The sequence below is a fragment of the Thiofaba sp. EF100 genome (genome assembly GCF_039822285.1).
Lineage (GTDB): Bacteria > Pseudomonadota > Gammaproteobacteria > Halothiobacillales > Halothiobacillaceae > Thiofaba.
In genome coordinates, this window is sequence record NZ_JBAJEY010000001.1 from 135326 (window position 1) to 158963 (window position 23638).

20 protein-coding genes are annotated in these 23638 nt (G+C 66.4%); 9 read left to right on the top strand and 11 right to left on the bottom strand.

What is annotated here, in order from left to right; genetic code table 11:
• The first annotated feature begins 49 nt into the window (after window positions 1-49).
• Together V6D91_RS00715 and mnmC are read left to right on the top strand one after the other, a co-directional pair.
• Window positions 50-463, top strand: a complete 414-nt coding sequence (locus V6D91_RS00715; RefSeq protein ID WP_347317267.1) for a secondary thiamine-phosphate synthase enzyme YjbQ — start codon at window positions 50-52, stop codon at window positions 461-463.
• A complete protein-coding gene (gene mnmC, locus V6D91_RS00720; RefSeq protein WP_347317268.1) occupies window positions 453-2444 on the top strand; it encodes a bifunctional tRNA (5-methylaminomethyl-2-thiouridine)(34)-methyltransferase MnmD/FAD-dependent 5-carboxymethylaminomethyl-2-thiouridine(34) oxidoreductase MnmC in 1992 nt (663 codons plus the stop codon). Before V6D91_RS00715 ends, mnmC begins: the two co-directional genes overlap by 11 nt.
• A gap of 63 nt (window positions 2445-2507) precedes the next feature.
• Here the strand turns inward: mnmC and V6D91_RS00725 are convergent, their stop codons facing one another.
• The 9 genes from V6D91_RS00725 to V6D91_RS00765 are packed head-to-tail and all read right to left on the bottom strand — an operon-like array spanning window position 2508 to window position 11732.
• Window positions 2508-4289, bottom strand: coding sequence for an N-acetylglutaminylglutamine amidotransferase (locus V6D91_RS00725; RefSeq protein ID WP_347317269.1), 1782 nt, complete (start codon window positions 4287-4289; stop codon window positions 2508-2510).
• Window positions 4290-4341: 52 nt separating this feature from the next.
• On the bottom strand, window positions 4342-5727 hold the full coding sequence (locus V6D91_RS00730) for a DUF3482 domain-containing protein (protein ID WP_347317270.1): 1386 nt from the start codon (window positions 5725-5727) through the stop codon (window positions 4342-4344).
• A complete protein-coding gene (locus V6D91_RS00735) occupies window positions 5724-7130 on the bottom strand; it encodes a DUF2868 domain-containing protein (RefSeq protein WP_347317271.1) in 1407 nt (468 codons plus the stop codon). The genes V6D91_RS00730 and V6D91_RS00735 overlap by 4 nt, the downstream gene beginning before the upstream one ends.
• A gap of 23 nt (window positions 7131-7153) precedes the next feature.
• Window positions 7154-7951, bottom strand: a complete 798-nt coding sequence (locus V6D91_RS00740; RefSeq protein ID WP_347317272.1) for an undecaprenyl-diphosphate phosphatase — start codon at window positions 7949-7951, stop codon at window positions 7154-7156.
• A 1-nt stretch (window position 7952) separates the two neighbouring features.
• Window positions 7953-9098: a succinyl-diaminopimelate desuccinylase gene (gene dapE / locus V6D91_RS00745; protein ID WP_347317273.1), complete on the bottom strand. Its 1146-nt coding sequence runs from the start codon at window positions 9096-9098 to the stop codon at window positions 7953-7955.
• Between the two features lie 2 nt (window positions 9099-9100).
• Window positions 9101-9451 (bottom strand): arsenate reductase, encoded by a 351-nt coding sequence (locus tag V6D91_RS00750; protein WP_347317274.1) that lies wholly within the window; start codon window positions 9449-9451, stop codon window positions 9101-9103.
• Window positions 9452-9481: 30 nt separating this feature from the next.
• Window positions 9482-10888, bottom strand: a complete 1407-nt coding sequence (locus V6D91_RS00755) for a sensor histidine kinase N-terminal domain-containing protein (protein WP_347317275.1) — start codon at window positions 10886-10888, stop codon at window positions 9482-9484.
• Complete coding sequence (locus V6D91_RS00760) at window positions 10875-11564, bottom strand: response regulator transcription factor (protein ID WP_347317276.1); 690 nt, start codon at window positions 11562-11564, stop codon at window positions 10875-10877. Before V6D91_RS00760 ends, V6D91_RS00755 begins: the two co-directional genes overlap by 14 nt.
• Before the next feature lie 6 nt (window positions 11565-11570).
• Entirely contained in the window at window positions 11571-11732 is a 162-nt protein-coding gene (locus tag V6D91_RS00765) for a hypothetical protein (protein WP_347317277.1), read from the bottom strand.
• A 1-nt stretch (window position 11733) separates the two neighbouring features.
• Here V6D91_RS00765 and V6D91_RS00770 point away from each other — a divergent pair, with 1 nt between their 5' ends.
• From V6D91_RS00770 to V6D91_RS00790, 5 genes are read left to right on the top strand one after another with little or no spacing between them, the layout of a single operon-like run.
• Window positions 11734-12996, top strand: coding sequence for a TolC family protein (locus V6D91_RS00770; protein ID WP_347317278.1), 1263 nt, complete (start codon window positions 11734-11736; stop codon window positions 12994-12996).
• The gene (locus V6D91_RS00775; protein ID WP_347317279.1) at window positions 12993-14105 is read left to right on the top strand and encodes an efflux RND transporter periplasmic adaptor subunit; all 1113 of its coding nucleotides are present in this window, start codon (window positions 12993-12995) and stop codon (window positions 14103-14105) included. Before V6D91_RS00770 ends, V6D91_RS00775 begins: the two co-directional genes overlap by 4 nt.
• 1 nt (window position 14106) lies before the next feature.
• Window positions 14107-17226 (top strand): CusA/CzcA family heavy metal efflux RND transporter, encoded by a 3120-nt coding sequence (locus V6D91_RS00780; RefSeq protein ID WP_347317280.1) that lies wholly within the window; start codon window positions 14107-14109, stop codon window positions 17224-17226.
• A 40-nt stretch (window positions 17227-17266) separates the two neighbouring features.
• Window positions 17267-18451 (top strand): MFS transporter, encoded by a 1185-nt coding sequence (locus V6D91_RS00785; RefSeq protein WP_347317281.1) that lies wholly within the window; start codon window positions 17267-17269, stop codon window positions 18449-18451.
• Window positions 18452-18499: 48 nt separating this feature from the next.
• Complete coding sequence (locus V6D91_RS00790; protein WP_347317282.1) at window positions 18500-19207, top strand: VIT1/CCC1 transporter family protein; 708 nt, start codon at window positions 18500-18502, stop codon at window positions 19205-19207.
• 165 nt (window positions 19208-19372) lie between these two features.
• Here the strand turns inward: V6D91_RS00790 and dapD are convergent, their stop codons facing one another.
• Together dapD and dapC are read right to left on the bottom strand one after the other, a co-directional pair.
• Window positions 19373-20197, bottom strand: coding sequence for a 2,3,4,5-tetrahydropyridine-2,6-dicarboxylate N-succinyltransferase (gene dapD, locus V6D91_RS00795; RefSeq protein ID WP_347317283.1), 825 nt, complete (start codon window positions 20195-20197; stop codon window positions 19373-19375).
• A gap of 80 nt (window positions 20198-20277) precedes the next feature.
• Window positions 20278-21459 (bottom strand): succinyldiaminopimelate transaminase, encoded by a 1182-nt coding sequence (gene dapC / locus V6D91_RS00800; RefSeq protein ID WP_347317284.1) that lies wholly within the window; start codon window positions 21457-21459, stop codon window positions 20278-20280.
• Window positions 21460-21512: 53 nt separating this feature from the next.
• On the opposite strand from dapC, the gene V6D91_RS00805 reads away from it, so the two are divergent.
• Both V6D91_RS00805 and V6D91_RS00810 read left to right on the top strand, forming a co-directional pair.
• A complete protein-coding gene (locus tag V6D91_RS00805; RefSeq protein ID WP_347317285.1) occupies window positions 21513-21893 on the top strand; it encodes a VOC family protein in 381 nt (126 codons plus the stop codon).
• Window positions 21894-21916: 23 nt separating this feature from the next.
• Window positions 21917-23620: a cation:proton antiporter gene (locus V6D91_RS00810; protein WP_347317286.1), complete on the top strand. Its 1704-nt coding sequence runs from the start codon at window positions 21917-21919 to the stop codon at window positions 23618-23620.
• Window positions 23621-23638: the final 18 nt, after the last annotated feature.

Below are 23638 nucleotides of genomic sequence, written 5' to 3' on the forward strand. Positions count from 1 at the left end.
ACCTGTTCAGAATATTAACGAATTTTGTGATTCACCGGGCAGGATTGAGATGCGGCAAAACATCATGCGGCTTGCGACGCGCGGGCGCGGCACCCAGGACATCACGTCACTGGTAGAACGTATAGTTCAGGAAAGCGGTTTGCGCACGGGGCTGTGCCACCTGTTCGTCCGTCACACCAGCTGCGCGCTGATGATCTGCGAGAACGCCTCGCCCGAGGTGCGCGCGGACATCGAGGGCTGGTTCGGGCGCACCGTGCCGGATGGCGATCCCCGCTACCGGCATGATCTGGAGGGGCCGGACGACATGGCGGCGCATCTGCGCACGATGCTCACCGAGGTGAGCCTGACGGTGCCCATCGTCGAAGGTGCGCTTGGCCTCGGCACCTGGCAGGGGCTCTACCTGTATGAACACCGCACCGAGCCACATACCCGCGAGATCGTGGTGACCCTGCATGGCGAATGAGGGCCTCACTCCCGCGCGGATCGAGGTGGATGAGCACGGCGTGCCCCGAAGCCTCGACTACGGCGACGTCTATTACTCCGCCGATGGCGGCCTGGCCGAGACCGACTACGTCTTCCTGCAGGGCAACGGCCTGCCGGAGCGCTGGCGGGACCGGGAGCGCTTCGGCATCGGGGAGACCGGCTTTGGCACCGGGCAGAACGTGCTGGCGGCCGCCCGGCTGTTCCTCGACACCGCCCCGGGGCATGCCCGTTTGCACGTGGTGACGGTGGAGAGGCATCCCATCCCCAAGGATGACCTCAAGCGGCTGTACCCCGCCGGGCACCCGTTGGCGGAACTTGCGCGCGAGCTCATCGCCCACTACCCCGACCTGATTCCAGGCAGCCACCGACTGGAGCTTGCCGGTGGCCGCGTCCATCTCACCCTGCTGTTCGGCGACGCGCTGGATATCCTGCCGCGTGCCAGGGCGCGGGTGGACGCCTGGTTCCTGGACGGTTTTGCCCCGGCGAAGAACCCACAGATGTGGCAGCCGCCCCTGTTCGAGGCCATGGCCCGTCTGTCCGCCCCGGGGGCGACCTTCGCCACCTTCACCTGCGCGCGCATGGTGCGTGACGGGTTGGCCGCAGCGGGCTTCGCGTTCGAGAAGCGCGCGGGGTTCGGGCGCAAGCGGGAGATGCTGGTGGGGCATCTGGCGCGTGAGGTTCCTGCCGAGGAGGACCCGCCCTGGTTCCCGCGCGGCAGGCCCGCGACATCCCGTGAAGCCGTCGTCATCGGCGCGGGTATCGCCGGGGCCTCGGCCGCATGGCGTCTGGCCGAACGCGGCTGGACGGTTCGGGTGCTGGAGCACCATGCGCTGCCGGCCCAGGAGGCCTCGGGCAACCATGCCGGCATCCTGCTGCCGGTGCTGAGTGCAGAGTGGAATAACCTCAGCCGCCTCGCCAGCCTCGGGCTGGGCTACGCACGGCGCACCCTCCATCGGCTGGCGCGCCAGCATCCCGGGATCGACTGGCATCCGACCGGTGTGCTGCGGCTGGCACGCAACGAACGCCATGCCGCACAGCAGCTCAAGATCGCCGCACGCCTGAACCTTCCCGCGGATTTCGCCCGCTGGGTCGAGCCCGAGGAGGGCTCATCCCTGATCGGGGCACGGGTGGAGCAGCCGGGCTGGTGGTTTCCCGGGGGCGGCTGGGTCAATCCGCCCAATACCGTGCGCGCGCTGCTCGATCATTCCGGCATCGAGCTTACGACCTCGGTGGGGGTGAAGCACATCGAGCGCGCCGGGAAGAGCTGGCGGGTGTGGGACGAGGGCGGAAGCTGCGTGGCCGAGACCGGCGCCCTGATCCTGGCCAACGCCTGCGCGGTGAATGAGCTGCTGCCGGGCGCCTTGCCGCTCGTTCCGGTGCGCGGCCAGATCAGTCTCACTCCGGCGCTTGCGGGGCGGGACCTGCATGCGGTGGCCTGCCGCGAGGGGTATGTGATCCCCGTGCGTGAGGGGCTGCACTGCTTCGGCGCAAGCTTTGCCCACGGTGTGTTTGATCTGGCTCCGCGCCTTGAGGACCACCTCGGCAACATCGAGCGCCTGGAAAGCATCCTGCCGGACTGGGCCGGGCTTGCACCGGAACGCCTTGCTGGGCGGGTCAGCCACCGCTGCGCCACGCCCGACCGCCTGCCCATCGCGGGCCCGCTGCACGATGCCGAGGCCTTTCGGCGGGGTTTCGAAGGCCTCCACCTGGGCTGGCCGGCGCGGCGCTTTGTGCCGGCGCGGCTACACCCCGGCCTCTGGGTGACCACCGGCCACGGCGCGCGCGGGCTGGTGTGGACCGCGCTGCTCGGCGAGCTGATCGCAAGCGCTCTTGCGGGGGATCCCTTGCCCCTGACCGTGGATCTTCTGCATGCGGTTCATCCGGCGCGTTTCGATTACCGTCAGATGCGCCTTGCGCCCGAGCACCGCAAGCCGTGGTCGGTTGCGGAGGGGGACGATTGAAGCATTGCAGTGGGGCGCCGCCCATACCTTATGTAGGAGGCCCGCCCCCGGGCCGATTGGGGATTAGCCCGGCTGCCGGTCGACATTGCGCTGCAGCCACAGCTCCAGCAGGGCCAGGTGCCAGAGCTTGCTTCCCAACAGGCGGGTGAAGTGCTGGTCGGGCTCGCTCAATAGCTTGTCCACGTAGGCCCGCTCATACAGACCGCGCTCGCGGCAGGCCTGGCTGTTGAGGATGTCGCGCATGAAATCGAGGAACGCGCCGCGCACGAACTTGAGCGCGGGCACCGGAAAGTAGCCCTTGGGCCGGTCGATCACCCCGTCCGGGATCATGCCGCGCGCCACCTTCTTGAGGATGCCCTTGCCGCCGTCCGCCATCTTCAACTCCGGCGGGATCTGCATCGCCAATTCGACCAGCTCGTGGTCGAGGAAGGGCACGCGGGCCTCCAGGCCCCAGGCCATGGTCATGTTGTCCACGCGCTTGACCGGGTCATCCACGATCAGGGTGGTGACGTCGAAGGCCAGCACGCGGTCGATGTACGTGTCGCCCCGGAGGGCGGCCAGGCGCTCGCTCACGAGCCGGCCGGTGTGGTCTGCGCCACGGTAGGGCGGGGTGACCATGCCCTGGAACTCGGCGTCGTCGCGGTCGAAATAGTACGGGGCGAAGCGTTCCAGGTCCGTCCCCTGGGCGGCGGCCATCTTGGGATACCAGAAGTAGCCTGCGAACACCTCGTCCGCCCCCTGGCCGCTCTGCACCACCTTGACGTGCTGGCTGACCTGCTCGGCCAGAAGATAAAAGGCGACCGCGTCCTGGCCGACCATCGGCTCGTTCATGGCGTCGATGGCCTCGGGCAGGCGGGTGAGCACCTGCTCGTTGGGGATGTGGATCTTGGTGTGCTGCGTGCCGAAGCGCTCGACCACGAGGTCGGAATACTCGAACTCGCTGCCTTTCTCCTCCGGCTGGTCCTCGAAGCCAATCGAGAAGGTGCGGGGCAGGGTGGCGTGGGCGGCCAAGAGGCCCACCAAGAGGCTGGAATCCAGCCCGCCGGAGAGCAGCACACCCACGGGCACGTCCGAGATGGCCTGGTGGCGGGCGGTGGTCTCCATCAGCTTGCCACGCAGGGCCTCGGCCCATTCGTCCTCGGTGAGCGCATCCGCCGGCCGGTGGGCGGTCAGCTCCCAGTAGCGGGAAAGCTGCTCCGTGCCGTCCCCAGCGATGCACAGCATGTGCGCGGGCGGCAGCTTGCGGATGCCGTTTAACACCGTGCGCGGCGCGGGCACCACGGCGTGCAGGGTGAATTGGTGGTGCAGGGCGATTGGATCGAGGGTGGTGTCCACCCCGCCCCCCGCGAGCAGGGCCTGGCTGCTCGATGCGAAGCGGATGCGCGCCGCATCCTTGCTGTAGTAGAGCGGCTTGATGCCGAAGCGATCACGCACCAGCCACAGGCGCCGGGGCTCCATCTCCCAGAGGGCGAAGGCGAACATGCCGCGGAAGTGTTTCACGCACTCCGGGCCCCATTCGGCCCAGGCGCGCAGGATGACCTCGGTGTCTCCGGTGGAATTGAAGCGGTGGCCGCGATGGCGCAGCTCGTCGCGCAGTTCCGGGTGGTTGTAGATGGTGCCGTTGAACACCAGCGCCAGGCCCGCCTCGCGGTCCACCATCGGCTGGTGGCCGTGGATGGACAGGTCGAGGATGGACAGGCGCTGGTGGCCTAGACCCAGGGGCCCGTCGCTGAAGCTGCCCGCGTGGTCCGGGCCGCGCCGCGCCACCTGGCACATCATGCGGGCGAGGGCAGCCAGGTCCGCCTGCTGGCCGTCAAATCGCAATTCACCTGCAATGCCGCACATCCGAATTCATCCTCCTGTCATGTGGGAAGGATGGTAGCAGGCCTCGCGGTCTTTACCGCGTGGATGGCTCATCCAAAAGCTGTTCGGCCAGCTCCGCGATGGCCTTCTCGCGCGCAGCCTCCGGTTTGAAGCCTTCGTTGAGCGCAGACCACTCGGGATGCTGGCGCGCGGACTTGAGGGCATCTGGCAGCGGTCCCTTGCGCCAGCGCTTCACGTCCGGGGCCTCGAGCCGGAGGGGCTCGATCGCTGCATGGCCACGCCGATGAAGGGCCGAGAGCAGCCAGCGCTGGCGCACGGCCAGAAGGCGCAGGATGGCATCGTCCACGGTCAGGCTGCGGAAACCTCGTAGCTTGCCGACGAGGCGCTCGCCGTAGTGGCCGAACACCTGCCACAGCCCGCCCGCAACGGCGCCTGCGACGGTGGCCGCGCCGAGGGTGAGTCCGCCCACGATCAGGTCGATGCCGACGCCGGTGATGGCCCCCGCCACTGCGCCCTTTCCTATGCGGATCCCCATGCCACGCAGGGCGTCAGGACTGAACAGATCCTCTTCCCAGCGCCCCTCGACCAGGGGGATGGTCGCCATGTCGACGTCGCCGGGGCGAAAGCGGTAAAGCGTGAGCAGGGCGGCGACGCAGGCCTGCTCGCGCTGCCGGATGCGCTCGCGCAAAAGCTCCACCTGCCGCTGGATCGCCTCGTCCTCATCATGCTTCACCAGCATGCGGCAGGCGGCGACGTCGACCAGCAGCTCGGCGATGAGCCTCCGGCCCGCGGCCATGCGCTCGCGCGCCTCTGCCTCGCGGGCCTTCAGCAGGCGTTCGAGCGGCAGGCGATGGGCATCGAGCAGGGTGATGAGCTTTTCCAGCAGGCGGCGCTCGCCGTCGACCTCCGGGGCCACGGTATCGAAGCTGACCACGGCATGCAGGCCGAGCCGGGCCAGGGCCTCGCGCCATTCGGCCTCGCGGCTGGCAGGGCTGTGCGCGAAGTTGAGCACGGGCAGCAGGGGGCGGGCGCAGGCGGCGAGCAGGGTCAGCTCGTCGCGGTACTTGGCCAGCACCGGGTCGCGCGCGTCGATCACCACCAGCGCCGCGTCGCTCGCCAACAGCTGGCGCAGCACCTTGGCCTCCTGCTCGAAGCGTTCGGTGGCGAGGGGCGAGTGCAGGAAGCGGTCGATGCGCGCGGGCCCATCCAGCCGCTCCCCCGGCTTCACCAGACTTTCCACGGCCTCGAGCAGCCCCATGGCATCCTCCATCCCCGGGGTGTCGTACAGTTCGACGACCGGCTCGTCTTCGACCAGCAGGCGCGCACCCTCGACATGGCGGGTGGTGCTTGGTCGGGCGGAAACCTCGCCGAAGTCCGTGTCACGGGTCAGGGTGCGCAGCAGCGAGGTCTTGCCGGTGTTGGTGTGGCCGACGACGGCGAGGTGCAGGGGCGTGCTCATGGGCCTTGCTCCAGCCAGTGGAGGGCGTGCTGGGGATCATCATCGATGACGGCCTCGGGCGGCAGTCCGATGGACTGCAGGGCCTCGTGCCAGTGGCCGATGCGCCCCGCATCCCGAGGTTCATGGTCCATCAGCCAGACATGCGTGTCGTCGGCGTGGCCGGCCAGCTCGGTGAGATAGCGCAGGGTGCCCCGGTCGGGCGAGAGGCGCGCATCGAGGGCGACCAGCAGGCGGGCCGGGGGATGGGCCTGCAACGCCTCGAGCAGGCGCTGACGTTCCTCGCGCGAATCGACCACCGTCCAGGTCGCGAGCCGCTCCGCTTCGGCGGGTGGCCAGATGATATCGGCGGCAAGCTCCAGTCCCACCAGAAGGTTCGTTTCGCCATGGTGTGCGGCATGCGCCTGGATGCGCGCGCGCGGCAGGCTGCTCGGGGCCTGATCGACGACGCCGATGCGCTCGCTCGCGGGCAGCAGACGGGCGCGCAGCGCAGCGTAGCCCGGAAGATTCAGGTCGAGGCGCAGACGGCTGCGGCCGCGCATCCACAGGAGTTGGCAGCCCGCCCACAGCAGCAGACGCGGCAGGAGGCCGTAGGCCACCACGCAGCCCACGAGCCAGGAGGACCACGCGAGCCGCGCGGCCTCCATCTGTGGCAGCCCCTCGCCACTTGCGCGCACCATGCCTGCATCCGGGATGGCGAACCCGAGTTTTGCGGGAAGCCAGCCGAGGGCGGCGGTCAAGGCGACGAACACCTCCGAGGGCAGGATCGTGGTCTCAATGATGAAGGCATAGCGCTGCAGGGCGAGTGCGAGCAGCAGCCCCAAGAGGGCGCCGAGCAGGGCGATCAGCCAGAGCAGGTGGCTGATCGCGCCGCTGACCCAGCGCAGCAGGCCATGCTGCGCCAGCAGATGGAGCAGGGCCCCGCCGATCAACGCGTCTTGCTTTCGGCCCGTACCGAGTGCGCCCAGATGGTCGCTCAGCCACCACCAGGCCCGGCCGAGCAGCGCTCCACCGCCCTGGCCGCCGGCCGTCATGCCGACCAGCCACAGGGCAAGGCTGAACAGGTGCACGCCGAGCAGGCTGCCGAGGAGCCAGAGCACGTTGACCGGCCGATCGCCCGTCCCCATCACGCCGAGGGCGGCGCCGAAGCCGCTGATGAGGGCGATCAGGGCAAGGACAAGCAAGGTGGTGCGGGCGTGTCCGCGCCAGGCCGTGATGGACGCAAGCCAACCCTCGCGCGCGCCGATGAGCTCGGCGCGACGCAGGATGCGTGTCTCGGCATCCGCAGGCGCCTGGAGCACCTGGGGAAGGAGGTCGCCATCCTCCAGCGGCGATCCCGCAGCCTCATGCTGGCGGATGACCTCGGCCAGCCAGCGGGACTCGAGCGGCGTCAGGGCGTGGGGCAAGCGCGGCCTCGGCGGTGGTGCGGTTACAGGAAGTAGAGCAGCACCAGGCTGCCGAACACGATGCGGTACCAGGCAAAGCCGACGAAGCTGTGGCTGGACACGTAGTGCAGCAGGAAGCGCACCGCGGCGAGTCCGGAAATGAAGGCCATGACGAAGCCTACCGCGATCATGCCCATGTCCTCCCCGTTGAGCTGCCCGGCGTGCTTGTACAGATCGTAGGTCACGGCGGCGAACATGGTGGGAATGGCGAGGAAGAAGGAGAACTCGGTGGCGGTGGTGCGCGAGAGGCCGAACACCAACCCGCCCATGATGGTGGCGCCGGAGCGCGAGGTGCCCGGGAACAGCGAGATACTCTGCGCCAGCCCGACCTTGAGGGCATCGCCCCAGCGCATGTCATCCACGGTGTGGATGCGCGGGGCGGGCTTGAAGCGCTCCACCAGGAGGATGACGATGCCGCCCACGATCAGCGCCCCCGCCACGGTCAGCGGGCTGAACAGGTGGTCCTTGATCAGCTTGTGGAACAACAGGCCGAACACCATGGCCGGGATGAAGGCGATGATCAGATTGATGGCAAAGCGCTGCGCCGTCGCCTCATGGGGAAGGCCCCTGACCACGGTGAAGATCTTCGCACGGTAATGCCAGCACACCGCCAGGATGGCGCCGAGCTGGATGGCGATGGTGAAGACCTTGCCCGCCTCGTCGTTGTAGCCCAAAAGGTCCTGGGCGATGATCAGATGCCCGGTGGAGGAGATGGGCAGAAACTCGGTCGCGCCCTCGATCAGGCCCAGCACAGCGGCCTTCAGCAGCATCCACAGGTCCATGTCAGGCGCCTTCCTCGTCGAGCAGGAGCAGGTCGAGGATGCGCTCGTACACCGTCGCCAGGCGCTCCAGGTCCTCGATGCCGACGCACTCGTTGACCTTGTGGATGGTGGCATTCAAGGGGCCGAGCTCGATCACCTCCGCGCCGGTGGGGGCGATGAAACGGGCATCCGAGGTGCCCCCGGAGGTCGAGGGCATGGTCTCGATGCCGAGCACGTCGCGAATGGCCGTGTGCACCGCTTCCACCAGCCGGCCATCCGCGCGGGTGAGGAAGGGGTGGCCGGAGAGGTTCCAGTCCAGGGTGTAGTTCAGCCCGTGGCGGCTCAGGATCTCCTCCACCCTGGCCTGCAGCCCCTCGGAAGTCCACTCGGTGTTGAAGCGAAAGTTGAACTGGACGATGAGTTCGCCCGGGATGACGTTGTTGGCCCCGGTGCCGGCGTGGATATTGGCGATCTGGAAGCTCGTGGGCGGGAAGTGCGCGTTGCCTTCGTCCCACACGGTCGCGGCCAGTTCCGCCAGGGCGGGGGCGGCGCGGTGCACCGGGTTGTCGGCCAGGTGCGGATAGGCCACATGACCTTGCACGCCGTGCACGGTGAGATTGCCGGTGAGCGAACCGCGGCGGCCGATCTTGAATTCATCGCCCAGCACCGCGCGGCTCGTGGGCTCGCCGACGATGGCGTAGTCGATCTTCTCGCCGCGACGCTCAAGCGTCTCGATGACCCTGACCGTGCCATCCACCGCCACGCCTTCCTCGTCCGAGGTCAACAGGAAGGCGATCGAGCCCGCATGGTCGGGATGGCGCTGCACGAAGCGCTCGGCCGCGACCACCAGCGCCGCGACGCCACCCTTCATGTCTGCCGCGCCGCGGCCGTACAGCAGCCCGTCGCGCACGGTCGGCTGGAACGGCGGCGAGCTCCAGGCCTCCTCGCGCCCGGGCGGCACGACATCGGTGTGGCCGGCAAGGGCCACCAGCGGCCCCTTGTCGCCACGTCGCGCCCACAGATTGGTCACGGAGCCTGCATGCATCCACTCGATGTGGAAGCCGAGCCTTTCCAGCCGGGCAGCGAGCATGGCCTGGCAGCCGGCATCTTCGGGGGTGACGGATCGGCGGCCGATGAGGTCGCTGGCGAGCTTGAGGACGTCGGACATGATTATTCCTTGAAGGCAGTTTCGTATTCGGCCTCCACGAAGCCTGCCAACAGGCGGCCGTCGGGCAGCTCGACGATCGGGCGGCGGATGAGGTTGTGCTGGCTGCGCAGCAGGGCGAGGGCCTTGTCGCGGTTAAGCCCCGCCTTGGCCTCCTCCGGCAGGGTGCGCCAGGTGGTGCCGGTCTTTTTCAGCAGCTTCTCCCAGCCAAGCCGGGTCTCCCAGGCCAGCAGGTGATCCTCCGGCACGCCGTCTTTTTTGAAGTCATGGAAGTGGTAGGGCAGTCCGCGTTGCTCCAGCCAGGCACGGGCCTTCTTCACCGTGCCGCAGTTGGAGATGCCATAAACATGAAGCATGGACGTTCTTCTTTCGGGGGAGGGGCAACCTTAGCAGGCCGTCTGGGAGGCAACAATGGGCGGGGAATCCTCGGGCGGGGCAGGGAAGAGCACACGAAGGCGCGTTCCCCGTCCTTGAGGGCCGGAATGCAGTTCAATCCTGGCGTCATGCAGTCGGGCGATGCCGCGAACGATCGCGAGGCCAAGTCCGCTACCGCCCTCAGGGCTGCCAGGCAAGCGCACGAAACGCTCGAACACCGCCTCGCGTTGGGCCGGTGGGATGCCGGGGCCGCTGTCTTCGACTTCGAACAACATGGCCTGATCGATCAGGGCGGTGCGGATGAGGATGTCGCCGCCCGCTGGGGTATGACGCAGGGCGTTGTCCACGAGGTTGTCCATGAGTTCGCCGAGCATGAAGGGGTCGCCGATGACCTCGCCAGGTTCGACGGCGAACTCCAGGTTTTGCTGCCGGGCATCGGCGCGATGCAGCCAGTCCGGTGCGCGCTCGCGGATGAGCGCGTCGAGCCGCACCCGCTCCCGCCGCAATCCCGCTTCGGCGCCCGGTTCGGTACGGGCCAGGCCGAGCAGCTGCTGGACGAGGCGTGCGGCGCGTTCGGTGGCGGCGCGCAGCCGGTCAAGGTCATGCCGCAGGAGGGTGGTGTCCCCTTCAACCCGCGCGGCGAGTTCGGCATAGGCGCGCAGGCTGGCCAGGGGGGTGCGGAGCTGGTGGGCGGCATCGGCGATGAACCGGCGTTGTGTCTCTTGGGCATGGGCAAGACGTTCCAGCAGCGCATTGATTTCCTCGACCAGCGGGCGCACCTCCGAGGGCACGCCTGCCGTGGGGAGCGGGGCAAGGTCTTGGGCGCTGCGTCGGGCGATGTCACCTCGCAGCCGGTCCAGCGGCTTTAAGGCATGAGCAAGGCCATAGATCATCCAGAACAGGACAAAGCTCATCAGCAGCGTCAGAGGGATGATAAGCGTCAGGGTGGTTTCGCGGCTGATCGCATCGCGCTCATGCGTGGTCTCGGCGATCAGGAGCGTGACCTCACGGCCTTCGACCATGGCCTGTAAGGCGGCCACCCGCACGCGCTGACCAAGGTAATGGGCGTCGAAGTAGAGCGGATGGCCCACCGCTGGGATATAAGGGGGAGAGGGCAGGCCTTTGTGTCCGGCAATGAAATGGTCCTCCTGACTCCGTATGGCGTAGAAGAGCTCATCCCGAGGCCCCTCGAGCAGGATATCCTGAGCGGCGACGGGCAGATCCAGTTCGATCCGCCCATCCACGACGTGCAGGCGGTCCTGGAGGATGAGGGCGGTATCGCGTAAGCCCCGGTCGTAGGGGACCGTGGTGAGTCGCAGCGTGGTGCGATAAACCAGGACCGCCGAGATCACCAGGATGGCGATCATGGGCAGCAGCACCCAGCGCGCCAGCCGCGCGCGCAGGCTAAGGCTTGGCATGGTAGGCCTCGTTGTCCTTCTCCAGCAGGTATCCCAGCCCGCGCACCGTGCGGAGCGTCATCCCCGCCGTGCCCAGCTTGCCGCGCAGCCGCGAGATATAGACCTCGATGGCATTGGGGGTGATGGCCTCATCGTGTCCGCACAGGGCGTCGATGATGGTGGTCTTGTCGATGATGCGCCCCGCGCGCTCAACCAAGAGGCGCAGCAGGTGCCATTCGCGCGCGGACAGGTCCAGGGGCTGACCGTCCAGCCAGGCTCGCTGCGCCGCAAGGTCCAGGCGCAGGGCGCCATGCGTGAGGATGCCGAGCGACACGCCCCCCGCGCGGCGCAGGAGGGCGCGTACGCGGGCCTCCAACTCGCGGGGATCGAAGGGCTTGATAAGGTAATCATCGGCGCCAAGGTCCAGCCCGCGTACCCGGTCTTCAAGCCCGTCGCGCGCGGTCAGAATCAACACCGGGGTGTGCGCATCCTTCTGCCGCAGGCGTTTGAGCACCTCCAGCCCCGACAGTCCCGGCAAGCCGATATCCAGCAGCACCAGATCGAACGTCTCCGCATGCAAGGCCTCCAGGGCATCGGCACCGGTGCGGGCAAAGCGCAGGCGGGGGCCGAGCGGGCGGAGGGAGTCGCCAATGGCCTCGGCGAGCAGGGTGTCGTCCTCCACAATCAAAAGATGCATGGTTTGTCAGCGTGCTGTCAGCTTGAAAGGGTGTAATAGCAACATGTTGAAAAAGGGCATCGTGCCTTTTTCAACGCACCTCGTCGCATGGCTTGCCTTGGCGGGCCGTTGAAGGCGTTTTTCAACGGCCTGCCAGCCGTGTTCAAAGCCTTTTTGAAGCCGTTTCATTATGCCGCGTCATGTCATCTTTGCCTTGGGACTTTTTTCCCTCATTGCTGCGGGGCTTCCGCCCCCTGAGGCCCTGGCGGCCGATCCTGCGCCGACGCGGGCCCTCTCCCTGCGTGAGTCGTTGACGCTCTGGAAGAGCCACAGCCATGAGCTGGAGCTTGCGCGACTCCAGGTCGAGGGGACGCGTTTCGATGAGCTGACGGCTGCTGCGCGGCCCAATCCGACCATGTCGGTCCAGAGCATCGCGCCGCTCACCCAGCGGGATGTCAACGGCAACGACACCATCCTCGGGCTCAGCCAGCTGATCGAACGGGGCGGTAAGCGGGAGTTGCGTCAGGCCCTGGCGCAGAGTGCGACCCGTGCCAGCGAGCAGGATTGGAGCGATGTCATGCGCGCGCAGGGCGTGACGGTCATGCAGGCGTATTACGACCTGAAACTGGCGCAAGAGATCCTGGCCATTGACCAGGGCATGGCCGAGTTGTACCGCGGCAGCCTCATGGCCACGAGCAAGCGTTGGAAGGAGGGGGATGTCCCCGCAAGCGATGTCACCCGCCTGAAGGTGGAGGTGGCGCGCATGGAGAATCAGGTGCGCCAGGATTTGAACACCTTGCGCCAGGCCCAGTCGGCCCTGGCCTATTACCTGGGGGTGTCGATGCAGGATGCCGCATCGCTCCAGGCCACCGATCCTTGGCCGGAGATGATGCCGGCTCATTCGCCTGGCATCGAGGGGCGCTTGGAGAAGCGTCCCGATGTGCGCGCCGCCCAGGAACGCTTGGAGGGGGCGCGCACCGCGCTGGAGCTTGCGCGGGCACAGCTGACCCGGGATGTGACGGTGGGGGTGAGCGCCGAGCGTCATCCGCTCGTTGCCAACACCGTCGGTGTGCAGGTTTCCGTGCCCCTTTTCACCAACTATCAGTACCAGGGCGAGATCGGCAAGGCGCAAACCCTGCTCACCCAGGCCCAGGCGCAGATCGCCCAGGTGATTGCCCAGGCGCGGCAGGAGATCGCGCGGGCGCAGGGCGACCTGGAAACCGCCCAGGATCGTTTGCTGCGTTACGAGAACGGCCTCTTGGCCGATGCTGAACGCGCCGCAATCAATGCCGAATTTGCCTTCCAGCATGGCGCCTCGAGCCTGGTCGAATTGCTCGATGCGCGCCGTACCTATCTTGCCACCCAGATCGAGGCCGTCTCGGCCCGTGCCGATCACGCCAAGGCCCTGGCTGCCTGGCGGGCGGCCCTCGCACTTATGGATGATCAGCCATGAACAAGCTTCCGCTCATCATGACCTTGTGTTGCGTCATGGGGTCCTTCGCCGTGGGGGCCGCCGAGCCGACGCCCGCCGCCACCCAGTTTGCCGACCGGGTGCTGCGCTACCCGCCCGGCGCGCCGCAGTTGTCGTATTTGAACATCGAGGCGATGGTGGTCAGCCCCGTGCCGGTGCTCGAACCCCAGAACGGGCGGATCGCCTACAACGATGATCTGACCGCACGCGTCTTCACCCCCGTGGATGGCCGCGTCACGCGCATCGTCGCCAAACCCGGCGATGCGGTGCGTCAGGGCGATCCTCTGGCTTGGCTGGAATCGCCGGATTACATCCAGGCCCTGGCCGATTTGAACGATGCCCGTGCCCAGCTCCGGCAGAAGAGCATCGAGCGGGACCGCGCCGCCGCGCTGTACAAGGGCGAGGTGATCGCGCGCAAGGACTTCGAGGCTGCGGTGTTCGAGCTCGAGCACGCGCAGGAGGAGCTGCGCCGGTCCGAGGCGCGTTTCCGTCACCTCAACCCCAAGCTGGATACACGCCAGACCAGCTTTGCCCTGCGTGCGCCCATCGACGGGGTGGTGACCGAGCGCAAGATCCTGCCCGGCACCGAGGTGGACAATGCCAAGACCGAGCCTTTGTTCGTGATCACCGACCCGACCCGGCTGTGGGTCAGTTTCGAGCTGGCGGAAAAGGACGTCGGCAAGCTGCACCTGGGCCAGCCCGTGGCGGTGAGCGTGGAGGCCTATCCGGACCAGGCCTTCACCGCCCGCATCGACTTCATCAGCGACGTGGTGGACCCGACCACGCGTCGTTTGGTCGTGCGCTCGGAGCTCGACAACCCGGAACGTCGTCTCAAGCCCGAGATGTATGCCAAGGTCACGCCGCTGGCCGAAGGCCAGAGCCTGCCGCGCGTGCCCAATACGGCGCTGGTGACCGAAGGCGTCAAGACCTTCCTGTTCGTGGAGCGCGAGCCGGGGGTGATTGAAAAGCGCGAGGTGCGCCTGGCCTTCCGTGGTCCGGCGACATCGTGGGTGAAGGAGGGCCTCAAGGCGGGCGAGCGCATCGTCACCACGGGCGCCTTGCTGCTCAATGCCGAGCTTTCGGGGCAATGACATGTTGCAACGTTTGACGACCTTCGCGCTGGAGCAGCGCGTCTTTGTCATCGCCCTGTCGCTGTTCATGGCGGCGGCAGGGTGGTTTGCCTTGATGAATACGCCGATCGAGGCCTTTCCTGACGTACAGGATGTGCAGGTCAACATCGTTACCCAAGCCCCGGGGCTGGCGGCCAAGGAGGTGGAACGCGCCATCTCCATGCCGATCGAGCGTGCGATGGGCGGGGTGCCGCACATGTCCGGGCTGCGCTCGGTGTCGATCGCCGGGCTCTCCGTGGTGACCCTGACCTTCACCGATCGCACTGATGATTATTTCGCCCGCCAGCAGGTGCTGGAGAAGCTGCGCGATGCCGACCTGCCGGCCGGCGTGCAGCCCTCGCTCGCCCCGCTGACCACCGCGGTGGGCGAGATCTTCCGCTACGTGATCGAAGCCCCGCCCGGGATGCCCGCGCGCGAGGTGCGTGCCATCCAGGATTGGGTGGTGCGCCCGGCCTTAAGGCAGGTGCAGGGCGTGGCGGATGTGGTCAGCTTTGGCGGCAGCGTGAAGGAATACCAGGTGCGCCTGGACCCCTTCCTGTTGCGCAAATTCCAGGTCTCCATTGATCAGGTCGCCAAGGCCCTGGCGGCCAATAGCGCCAACACCGGCGGCGGTTTGATGCAGAGCGGGGAGGAGAGCCTGGTCATCCGCGGCATCGGCCTCGTGGAGTCAGTGGAGGACATCGCCCGGATCGGGGTGGACGTGCGCGATGGCAAGCCCATCCTCGTGGGGGATGTGGGCGAGGTGGCCATCGGTGATCGCACCCGCTCGGGCATCGTGTCCTACAACGAGCGGGACGATGTGGTCATCGGCATCGTGCAGATGACCAAGCGCCAGAACCCGTCGGTGGTGATCGAGAATGTGCATGCGGCCATCGACAAACTCACCCCCCGCCTGCCCGAGGGGGTGCGCGTGCAACCCCTGTACGATCGCACCCAGCTCGTGCATCACACCGTGCACACGGTGGCGCACAACCTGGGGGTCGGGGCGCTGTTGGTCATGGCGATTCTGGTGATCTTCCTGCGCTCGCTCTTTGCCGCGCTGGTGGTGGCGATCGTCATCCCGCTGTCCATGCTTTTTGCCTTCATCTTCATCCACCTGATGGGAGTGTCGGCGAACCTGATCTCGCTGGGCTCGGTGGACTTCGGCATCATCGTCGATGGCGCGGTCGTGCTGGTGGAGGCCTTGATGGTGCGCTTGGCGCTGGCGGCGGTGGACCAGCACCCAAGCCACGGCACCTATGCCTGGCGGCTTGGCACCCTCAAGCACACCGTGGTCGAGATGGGCAAGCCGATCCTGTTCGCCAAGGCCATCATCATCCTGGCCTTCCTGCCCATCTTCACCTTCCAGCGGGTGGAGGGAAAGATCTTCTCGCCCATGGCCATCACCCTCAGTTTCGCGATCCTCGGTGCCATCCTGTTGACCCTGACCCTGGTGCCCGCGCTGTTGAGCTACGGTGTGCGCCGCTATGACCTGGCGGAGCGCCATAGCCAATGGATGCATGCCTTGCAGCATGCTTACCGGCGCATCCTGGAAGGGGCCATGCGTCTGCGTGCCGGGGTGATTCTGGCCTCCGTGGCCGTGCTGGCCGTGGCCATTCTGCTTGCCCCGCGCCTGGGAACCGAGTTTCTGCCCAAGCTCGACGAGGGCAATATCTGGCTGACCATCGACCTCCCCCCGGCCACCAGCTTGGACAAGACCCGCGAGGTGGAGAAGATCGTACGCACCACCTTGTTGGGCTATCCGGAGGTCAACAAGGTCATCGCCCACATGGGGCGGCCCGACGATGGAACCGACCCCAAAGGGCCGAACCACATGGAACTCCTGGTCGATCTCAAACCGCGCGAGGGCTGGCGCTTCCCTTCCAAGGAGGCCCTGGTCGAGGACATGGCGGCGCGCCTGAAGGTGGTGCCGGGACTGGAGACCAATTTCTCGCAGGTCATCCAGGACAACGTCGAGGAGTCCATCAGCGGGGTGAAGGGGGAGATCGCGATCAAGGTCTATGGGCCGGACCTGGAGATTCTCGAGGACAAGGCCAGCCAGATTGCCGCCATCGTCGCCGCCATCCCCGGGGCTTCGGATGTCGCGGCCATCAAGGTCAGCGGTCAGGCCGAGCTGGATATCCACCTCAACCGCGACCTCATGGCCCGCTATGGCCTCACCGTGGAGGACGTGAACGGGACCCTCAATACCGCGCTGGCGGGCATGGCGGTCAACACCTTCTACGAGGGCGAGCGGATGTTCGACATCGCCGTGCGCCTGATGAAGCCCTATCGTGACTCTCCGGAGGACCTCAAGGAGCTGCCCATCAGCCTGCCGGATGGCAAGGTCATCCCGCTGGCGAGTATTGCCGAGATCGTCGTGCGGCAGGGACCGAACCGCGTCTCACGTGAATTCGGCAGCCGCTACATCGCGGTCAAGGCCAACCTGCTTGGGCGCGACCAGGGCAGCTTCGTGGCCGAGGCGATGCAAAAAGTCGCCGCCCAGGTGCGCCTGCCGGAAGGCTACGCCATCACCTGGGGCGGGCAGTTTGAGAACCAGCAGCGCGCGATGAAGCGTCTGTCCATCATCGTGCCTTTGAGCCTGGCGGGTATCTTCGTGCTGCTGTTCTGGGCCTTCCGTTCGGTCAAGTTTGCCCTGCTGATCCTGCTGATGGTGCCCTTCACCCTCATCGGGGGGCTGGCGGGGCTTGGGCTTGCGGGGCTGCATTTGTCGGTCTCCGCCGCCGTCGGTTTCATCGCCGTGGCGGGGATCTCGGTGCAGAACGGTGTGATCATGGTCGAGCGCTTCCTCGAATCGCTGCGCAACGGCATGGAATTGACCGAGGCCGTGCTGGAAGGTGCAGCCAGTCGCCTGCGCCCCATCCTCATGACCGCGCTCATGGCCGGGCTGGGGCTCTTGCCCGCGGCGCTCTCCGACGCCATCGGTTCAGAGACCCAGCGCCCGTTTGCGGTGGTGATCGTGGGCGGTATTGTCTCCGCGACGCTCTTTACCCTCTTGTTGCTGCCCCTGCTGTTCCCGATGTTGTTGGGACGTACAGAGCCCAAGGGGGCCGCTCCGGCTCCTCTCCCTCCCTCCGCCTAGCCGGCGAGGCAGGAGAGGGGCGTGTTTAGGACAAGGTGACATGTCTTTCGGCATCCCGCGCACGGTTTTCATTCTGGGCCTGGTGTCCTTCCTCAATGACGCCGCCAGTGAAATGATCACCCCCTTGCTGCCCATCTTCCTGACCGCGGCCTTGGGCGCGGGGCCGGCCATCGTAGGCCTGATCGAAGGGCTGGCCGAGGCCACCGCGAGCCTGCTCAAGCTCTTCTCCGGCCGTCTTCTGGATCATGGCTTCCGGGCCAAGCGGCTGGTGCTCATCGGCTATGGCCTGTCGAACGTTCTGCGGCCCTTGCTCGGCTTGGCCGTCGGCTGGTTCTGGGTGTTGTTGCTGCGCTTTCTCGACCGGGTGGGGAAGGGCATTCGCACAGCGCCGCGCGACGCCCTGATCGCAGCTTCGGTGGAAACGAACCGGCGGGGTTTGGCGTTTGGCATCCATCGGGCCTTCGACAATGCGGGGGCAGTCGTCGGGCCCTTGCTCGCCTTCGCCTTGCTCAGCTCCGGGATGGCGCTGGAGAACGTCTTTCTCTGGTCAGTGATCCCCGGCACCCTGGTCATGCTGCTGTTGATCTTCGGCCTGCCCGGCCATGCCCCGGTCACCGCGTCCACCCAGCCGGTGCCGCCCTTGCGCTGGTCCCTGCTCGATGCCCGTCTACGCGGTCTGATTCTGGCGGCAGGTCTGCTGGCCCTGGTCGCAGTGCCGGAGGCCTTCCTCGTGCTGTGGGCTCATGATCGTGGCCTCGCGGTGGCTTGGGTGCCGCTGCTCTGGGCGGCGGCCAGCGCGATCAAGATGGTGATCGTGGTGCCTTTTTCCGTGTTGTCGGACCGCTTGGGGCGTCTGCCGGTATTGATGGTCGGATGGGGGCTGCGATTCGTCGTGCTGGCCTTGTTGGCCCTGTATGGCAGCCAGGCATCCGTGGTGGTCACCTTGCTGCTTTTCCTGGCCTATGCCGCCGCCCTGGCCTCGACCGAGGGGGCAGAGCGGGCCTTGATCGGCGATCGCGCACCCGAGGCCGTGCGTGGCACGGCCTTTGGCATGTACCACATGGTGACGGGACTGGCGGCCCTGCCGGGGGCACTGCTGTTCGGGGTGCTCTGGGAGGCGTTCGGCTCAAGGCTGGCCTTTGCCGTGGCGGCGGCGGTGTCTGTGTTGGCGCTCGGCTGGTTCGTCCATCGTGTGCGCCTGGTCACGACACCGTCACAGGCGTGAGCGGCAAGATGGGCTATCCTGCGCGCATGTCTTTGTGAGAGAAGGCCCATGAGTACCCTCCAGCAGCACATCGAAGAAAAACATTTCAGCCACCGCATGAACGGCCTGCGTGCCGCTGTGCTGGGGGCCAATGACGGGATCATCTCGGTGGTGAGTCTGCTGATCGGGGTCATGGCCTCGGGGGCGGATAAGCAGACGCTCATGCTCGTCGGACTGGGCGCCTTGATTGCCGGAGCCATCTCGATGGCGGCGGGGGAGTATGTCTCGGTCAAATCCCAGGCCGATACCGAACAGGCCGATCTTGCGGTCGAAAAGGCCGCGCTGGAGGAAAACTGGGAAGAGGAGGTGCACGAACTCGCCGGGGTTTACGAGGCCCGTGGGGTGTGCAAGGAAACGGCCTTGGCGGTGGCGCGGGAGCTGATGGCGCATGACGCCCTGCGTGCCCATGCCATCGACGAGCTGGGTCTGACCGACACCCATGCCCCGCGCCCTTTGCAGGCGGCCGCGTTCTCGGCCGCGGCTTTCATGTCCGGCGGCATCGTGCCCGTGCTCTTGGCCTGGGGGCTACCCAACGAGCTTCTGTGGGTCCTTGCCCTGTCCTCCCTCGTGCTGCTCTTTGCCTTGGGGGCGCTGGCAGCCTGGGCAGGCGGGGCGCGCCTGATGCCCGGCGGGATGCGGGTGATGGTATGGGGGGCGATCGCCATGCTGGCGACCTACCTGATCGGCCGGGCCTTTGGGGTGAATGGCGCGATCTGAGGGGTAGGAGCGCCGCCCCCGGCGCGATGCGCGATCGAGGGTGGCAGAATTCGGCCCGAGGGCGGGCCTCCTACAATCAATCCAAAGCCGTAGGAGCGGCGCCCCCGCCGCGATGCATCGCATCGGCCCGCGGGCGGGCCTCCTACAGAGCGGCGCGGGGGGACGTCACACGTCACGCAGAAGCTCGTTGATGCCGACCTTGCCAAGGGTCTTGGCATCCACCTTCTTCACGATCACCGCGCAGTACAGGCTGTACTTGCCGCACTTGGAAGGCAGGTTGCCGGACACCACCACGGAACCCGCCGGGACACGGCCGTAGTGCACCTCGCCGGTCTCGCGGTCGTAGATTTTGGTGGACTGGCCGATGTAGACCCCCATGGAGATCACCGAGCCTTCCTCGACGATCACGCCCTCGACGACCTCGGAGCGGGCACCGATGAAGCAGTTGTCCTCAATGATGGTCGGGGAAGCCTGCAGCGGTTCCAGCACGCCGCCGATGCCGACGCCGCCGGAGAGGTGGACGTTCTTGCCGATCTGGGCGCAGGAGCCGACGGTGGCCCAGGTGTCCACCATCGTGCCTTCATCGACATAGGCGCCGATGTTCACGTAGGACGGCATGAGCACGCAGCTCTTGGCGATGAAGCTGCCGCGGCGTGCCATGGCGGTGGGGGCGACACGGATGCCGGCGGCGCGGAACTGCGCGTCGCTCCAGCCGGCGAATTTGGGCTCGACCTTGTCGAAGAACTGCAGATCGCCTGCGCCCATGACGCGGTTGTCGTTCAGGCGGAAGGACAAAAGCACGGCCTTCTTGACCCACTCATTCACCTGCCACTGGCCCACGCCTTGGCGCTCGGCCACGCGCAGGGTACCCGCGTCCAGTTGGGCGATGACCTCGTTGACCGCATCGCGCACGTCCTTCGGGGCGTTGGCGGGGGTGAATTCGGCACGCTTCTCGAAGGCGTCCTCGATGAGCTGGCGAAGATTGTTCATGTCATGTCCTCATGTAGGAGCGACGCTTGCGTCGCGATCTGGTTTTGAATCGGGTGGAGCGGGCTGGGACCAGCCGACTCCTACAGGGTCTGGATGAAATGCCTGATGCGCTCGGCGGCCTCGGCGCACTCGTCCATCTCGGCCACCAGCGCCATGCGCACGTAGCCCGCGCCCGGGTTATGACCGTCGACCTCGCGCGAGAGGTAGCTGCCTGGCAGCACGGTGACGTTCTGCTCGGCGAACAGGCGGCGGGCGAATTCGGTATCACTGATGGGTGTTTTGGCCCACAGGTAGAAGGCGCCCTCGGGCATGCTCACATCCAGCACATCGCCAAGGATTTCAATGGCTTTCGTGAATTTTTGCAGGTAAAGCGCGCGGTTCTTCTCCACATGCGCCTCGTCGCGCCAGGCGGCCACGCTCGCCGTCTGGGTGGGCGGGGGCAGGGTGCAGCCGTGGTAAGTGCGGTACAGGTGGTAGCCCTTGAGGATCACCGCATCCCCGGCGACGAAGCCGGAGCGCAGACCCGGAAGGTTGGAGCGCTTGGAGAGCGAGTGGAACACCACGCAGCGGGCGAAGTCGTCGCGGCCGAGGTTGGCGCAGACCTGCAGCAGGCCGACCGGGGGCGCGTCGTAGTACAGCTCCGAATAGCACTCGTCGGAGGCGATGATGAAGTCGTGCTCATCGGCCAGCTCGATCAGGCGGCGGTAGGCGGCCTCCGGCAGCACCGCGCCGGTCGGGTTGCCGGGCGAGCAGACGTAGATGAGCTGGCAGCGCCGCCAGACCTCGGCGGGAATGGCGTCGAAGTCCGGCAGAAAGCCATTTTCGGCTGGGGTGGGGTAGAACCAGGGCGTTGCACCGGCCAGGTACGCCGCGCCTTCGTAGATCTGGTAGAAGGGGTTGGGCATCAGCACCAGGGGCTTGTCGGCACGGTTCACCACGCACTGGGCGAAGGAGAACAGCGCCTCGCGCGTACCGGACACGGGCAGGATCTGGGTGGCCGGATCGACCTTGGCCTTGAAGCGGCGCAGCAGCCAGCCCGCCACCGCCTCGCGCAGCGCGTCGCTGCCGCGGGTGAGCGGGTAGTTTGCCAGCCCGTGCAGGTGGTGGATGAGTTCCTCGACCACGAAGCCGGGTGGCGCATGCTTGGGCTCGCCGATCGACAGGGCGATGTGCTCAAGGTGGGCGGGCGGGGTGACCCCGGCCTTGAGCTTGGCCAGCTTTTCGAAGGGATAGGGCTGCAACAGGCCGAGATCGGGGTTCATGCGGCGGCAAAGGTCGTGGAGAATGAGGCGGGAGTATACCGCAAAGGCCCCTCATGACCGCCGAACCCACCATCCTCGCCCTGCATCACGTCAGCATCCTTGTTGCCGATATCGCCCGCGCCCGTCGCTTCTATGAAGATGTGCTCGGCCTCAAGCCGCTGGAGCGCCCCGATCTTGGCTTCCCCGGCGCTTGGCTGGCGCTGGGCGAGGGCCAGCAGCTGCACCTGATGGAGCTGCCCGATCCCGATCCCAAGACTGGCCGACCGGAGCACGGCGGTCGGGATCGTCACTTCGCCCTGCGCGTGGCGGACCTCGCGCCCTTCATCCAGCGGCTGGAACAGGGGAACGTGGCCTACACTCGGAGCAGATCGGGGCGAGCCTCCATTTTCTTGCGAGACCCGGATGGGAACGCGGTGGAACTGATGGGAGGCTGACTGCAAATGCGGCAATCAAGGCCATGATGGAGCATCTTGCGCAAATCCTCTTGCTTCTGGGCGTGACGCTGGTCGTCGTGGTGGCCTTCCTGAGGCTGCATATCCCGACCAGTCTGGGGTATTTGCTCGTGGGAGTGATTCTCGGTCCGCATACGGTGGGGCCGACGGTCTGGGTTCCGGAATTCGCAGCTCTCGCTGAATTTGGTGTCGTCTTTCTGCTGTTCACGATCGGACTCAATTTTTCCCTGCCGCATTTGCGGACTTTGCGCCACCAGGTGCTGGGACTGGGGACGGGGCAGGTCGTTTTCACAACCCTGCTCGTTGGGTTCATCGCCTGGCTTGCGGGGCTTCCTGTCGCCGCCGCGTTTGTGTTCGGAGCGGTCTTCGCCCAGTCGTCGACCACCATCATTGCCAGCCTGTTAGCCGAGCAGGGTGAGGAGAACACCCGGCACGGTCGCCTCGGGATCGCGATGTCCGTTTTCCAGGACGTCACTGCCGTTCCTTTCCTTGTGGTCATACCTGTACTGGGGGCGTCGGTCGCTGCGGATGTCCTGGCCGGCGCGCTGGGATGGGCGATCGCGAAAGCCGTCCTCGCGTTCGCGCTCGTATTCATGGTGGGGCGCTGGCTGCTCAGGCCTCTGTTTCATGTAGTTTCTGTGCGCCCCTCGCTGGAAATGTTCACACTAGCGGTGCTGCTGGTCGCCCTGCTTGCGGCATGGACCACGAACAGCCTCGGGTTGTCGCTCGCATTCGGAGGATTTCTTGCCGGCATGATGCTGGGTGAAACGGAGTTCCGTCACCAGGTGGAATCCAGCATCCGCCCTTTCCGGGACGTGCTGCTTGGCCTGTTCTTTATCGGCATCGGCATGCGTTTCGAGCCGGCGGCGATACCGCCCATATGGCACTGGTCCTTGCTTGGTGCCTTGCTCATCCTGGCGAGCAAAATATTGATCGTCACGATCTTGGTGCGCAGGATCGGGGTGGATGCTCAAGTCGCGCTGCGCACGGGTTTGCTGTTGAGCGTGGGAGGGGAATTCGGTCTCGCTCTTGTTGCCATCGCGCTGGATTCCAACGTGATCGACACGCAATTGGGGCAAATCGCGATCACATCGGTTTTGCTTTCGATGATTGCGGGTGCCATTCTGATCCGTTTCAATGCGGTCATTGCATCCTGGTTGGCCGGTTCCCCGCGTGCCGAAGAAACCGTCATTCCGGAGTTGCCGGAACCCCCGGAAAAATGGGTCGTGATCGGCGGCTATGGCCGCGTAGGCCACACCATCGCGGTGCTGTTGCATTCACGTGGCATTCCGTTCGTAGCCTTCGACACCGATCCGCGGCAGGTCGCCCAGGGAAGGGCGGATGGTTTTCCAGTCATGTATGGCGATATCTCGGATCCGGCATTACTGTCGTCCATCCACGTAGAACGTGCTTCGCTGGTGGTGATGACTGTCGACGGCCTCGCCTCGGCTTTGCGGGTCATCGCCTATTTGCGCAGAACGTATCCGCAGGTTCCGGTTGTCGCGCGTGCGCGCGATCTGGAATCGAGCACACGCCTGCTTGAGGCCGGGGCGGTCCACGCCTATCCGGAAACCATCGAGGCAAGCCTGCGCCTCGGTGCGACGGCCCTGAAGATGCTTCAGGTGCCGGCTCCGGACATCGATCAGCTGCTCCAGGGCGTGCGAGACCGAGGGTACAAGCCCGTGCTGGAAGACGACCCGGGCCAATAGCCCGGTGATATCTGGCCG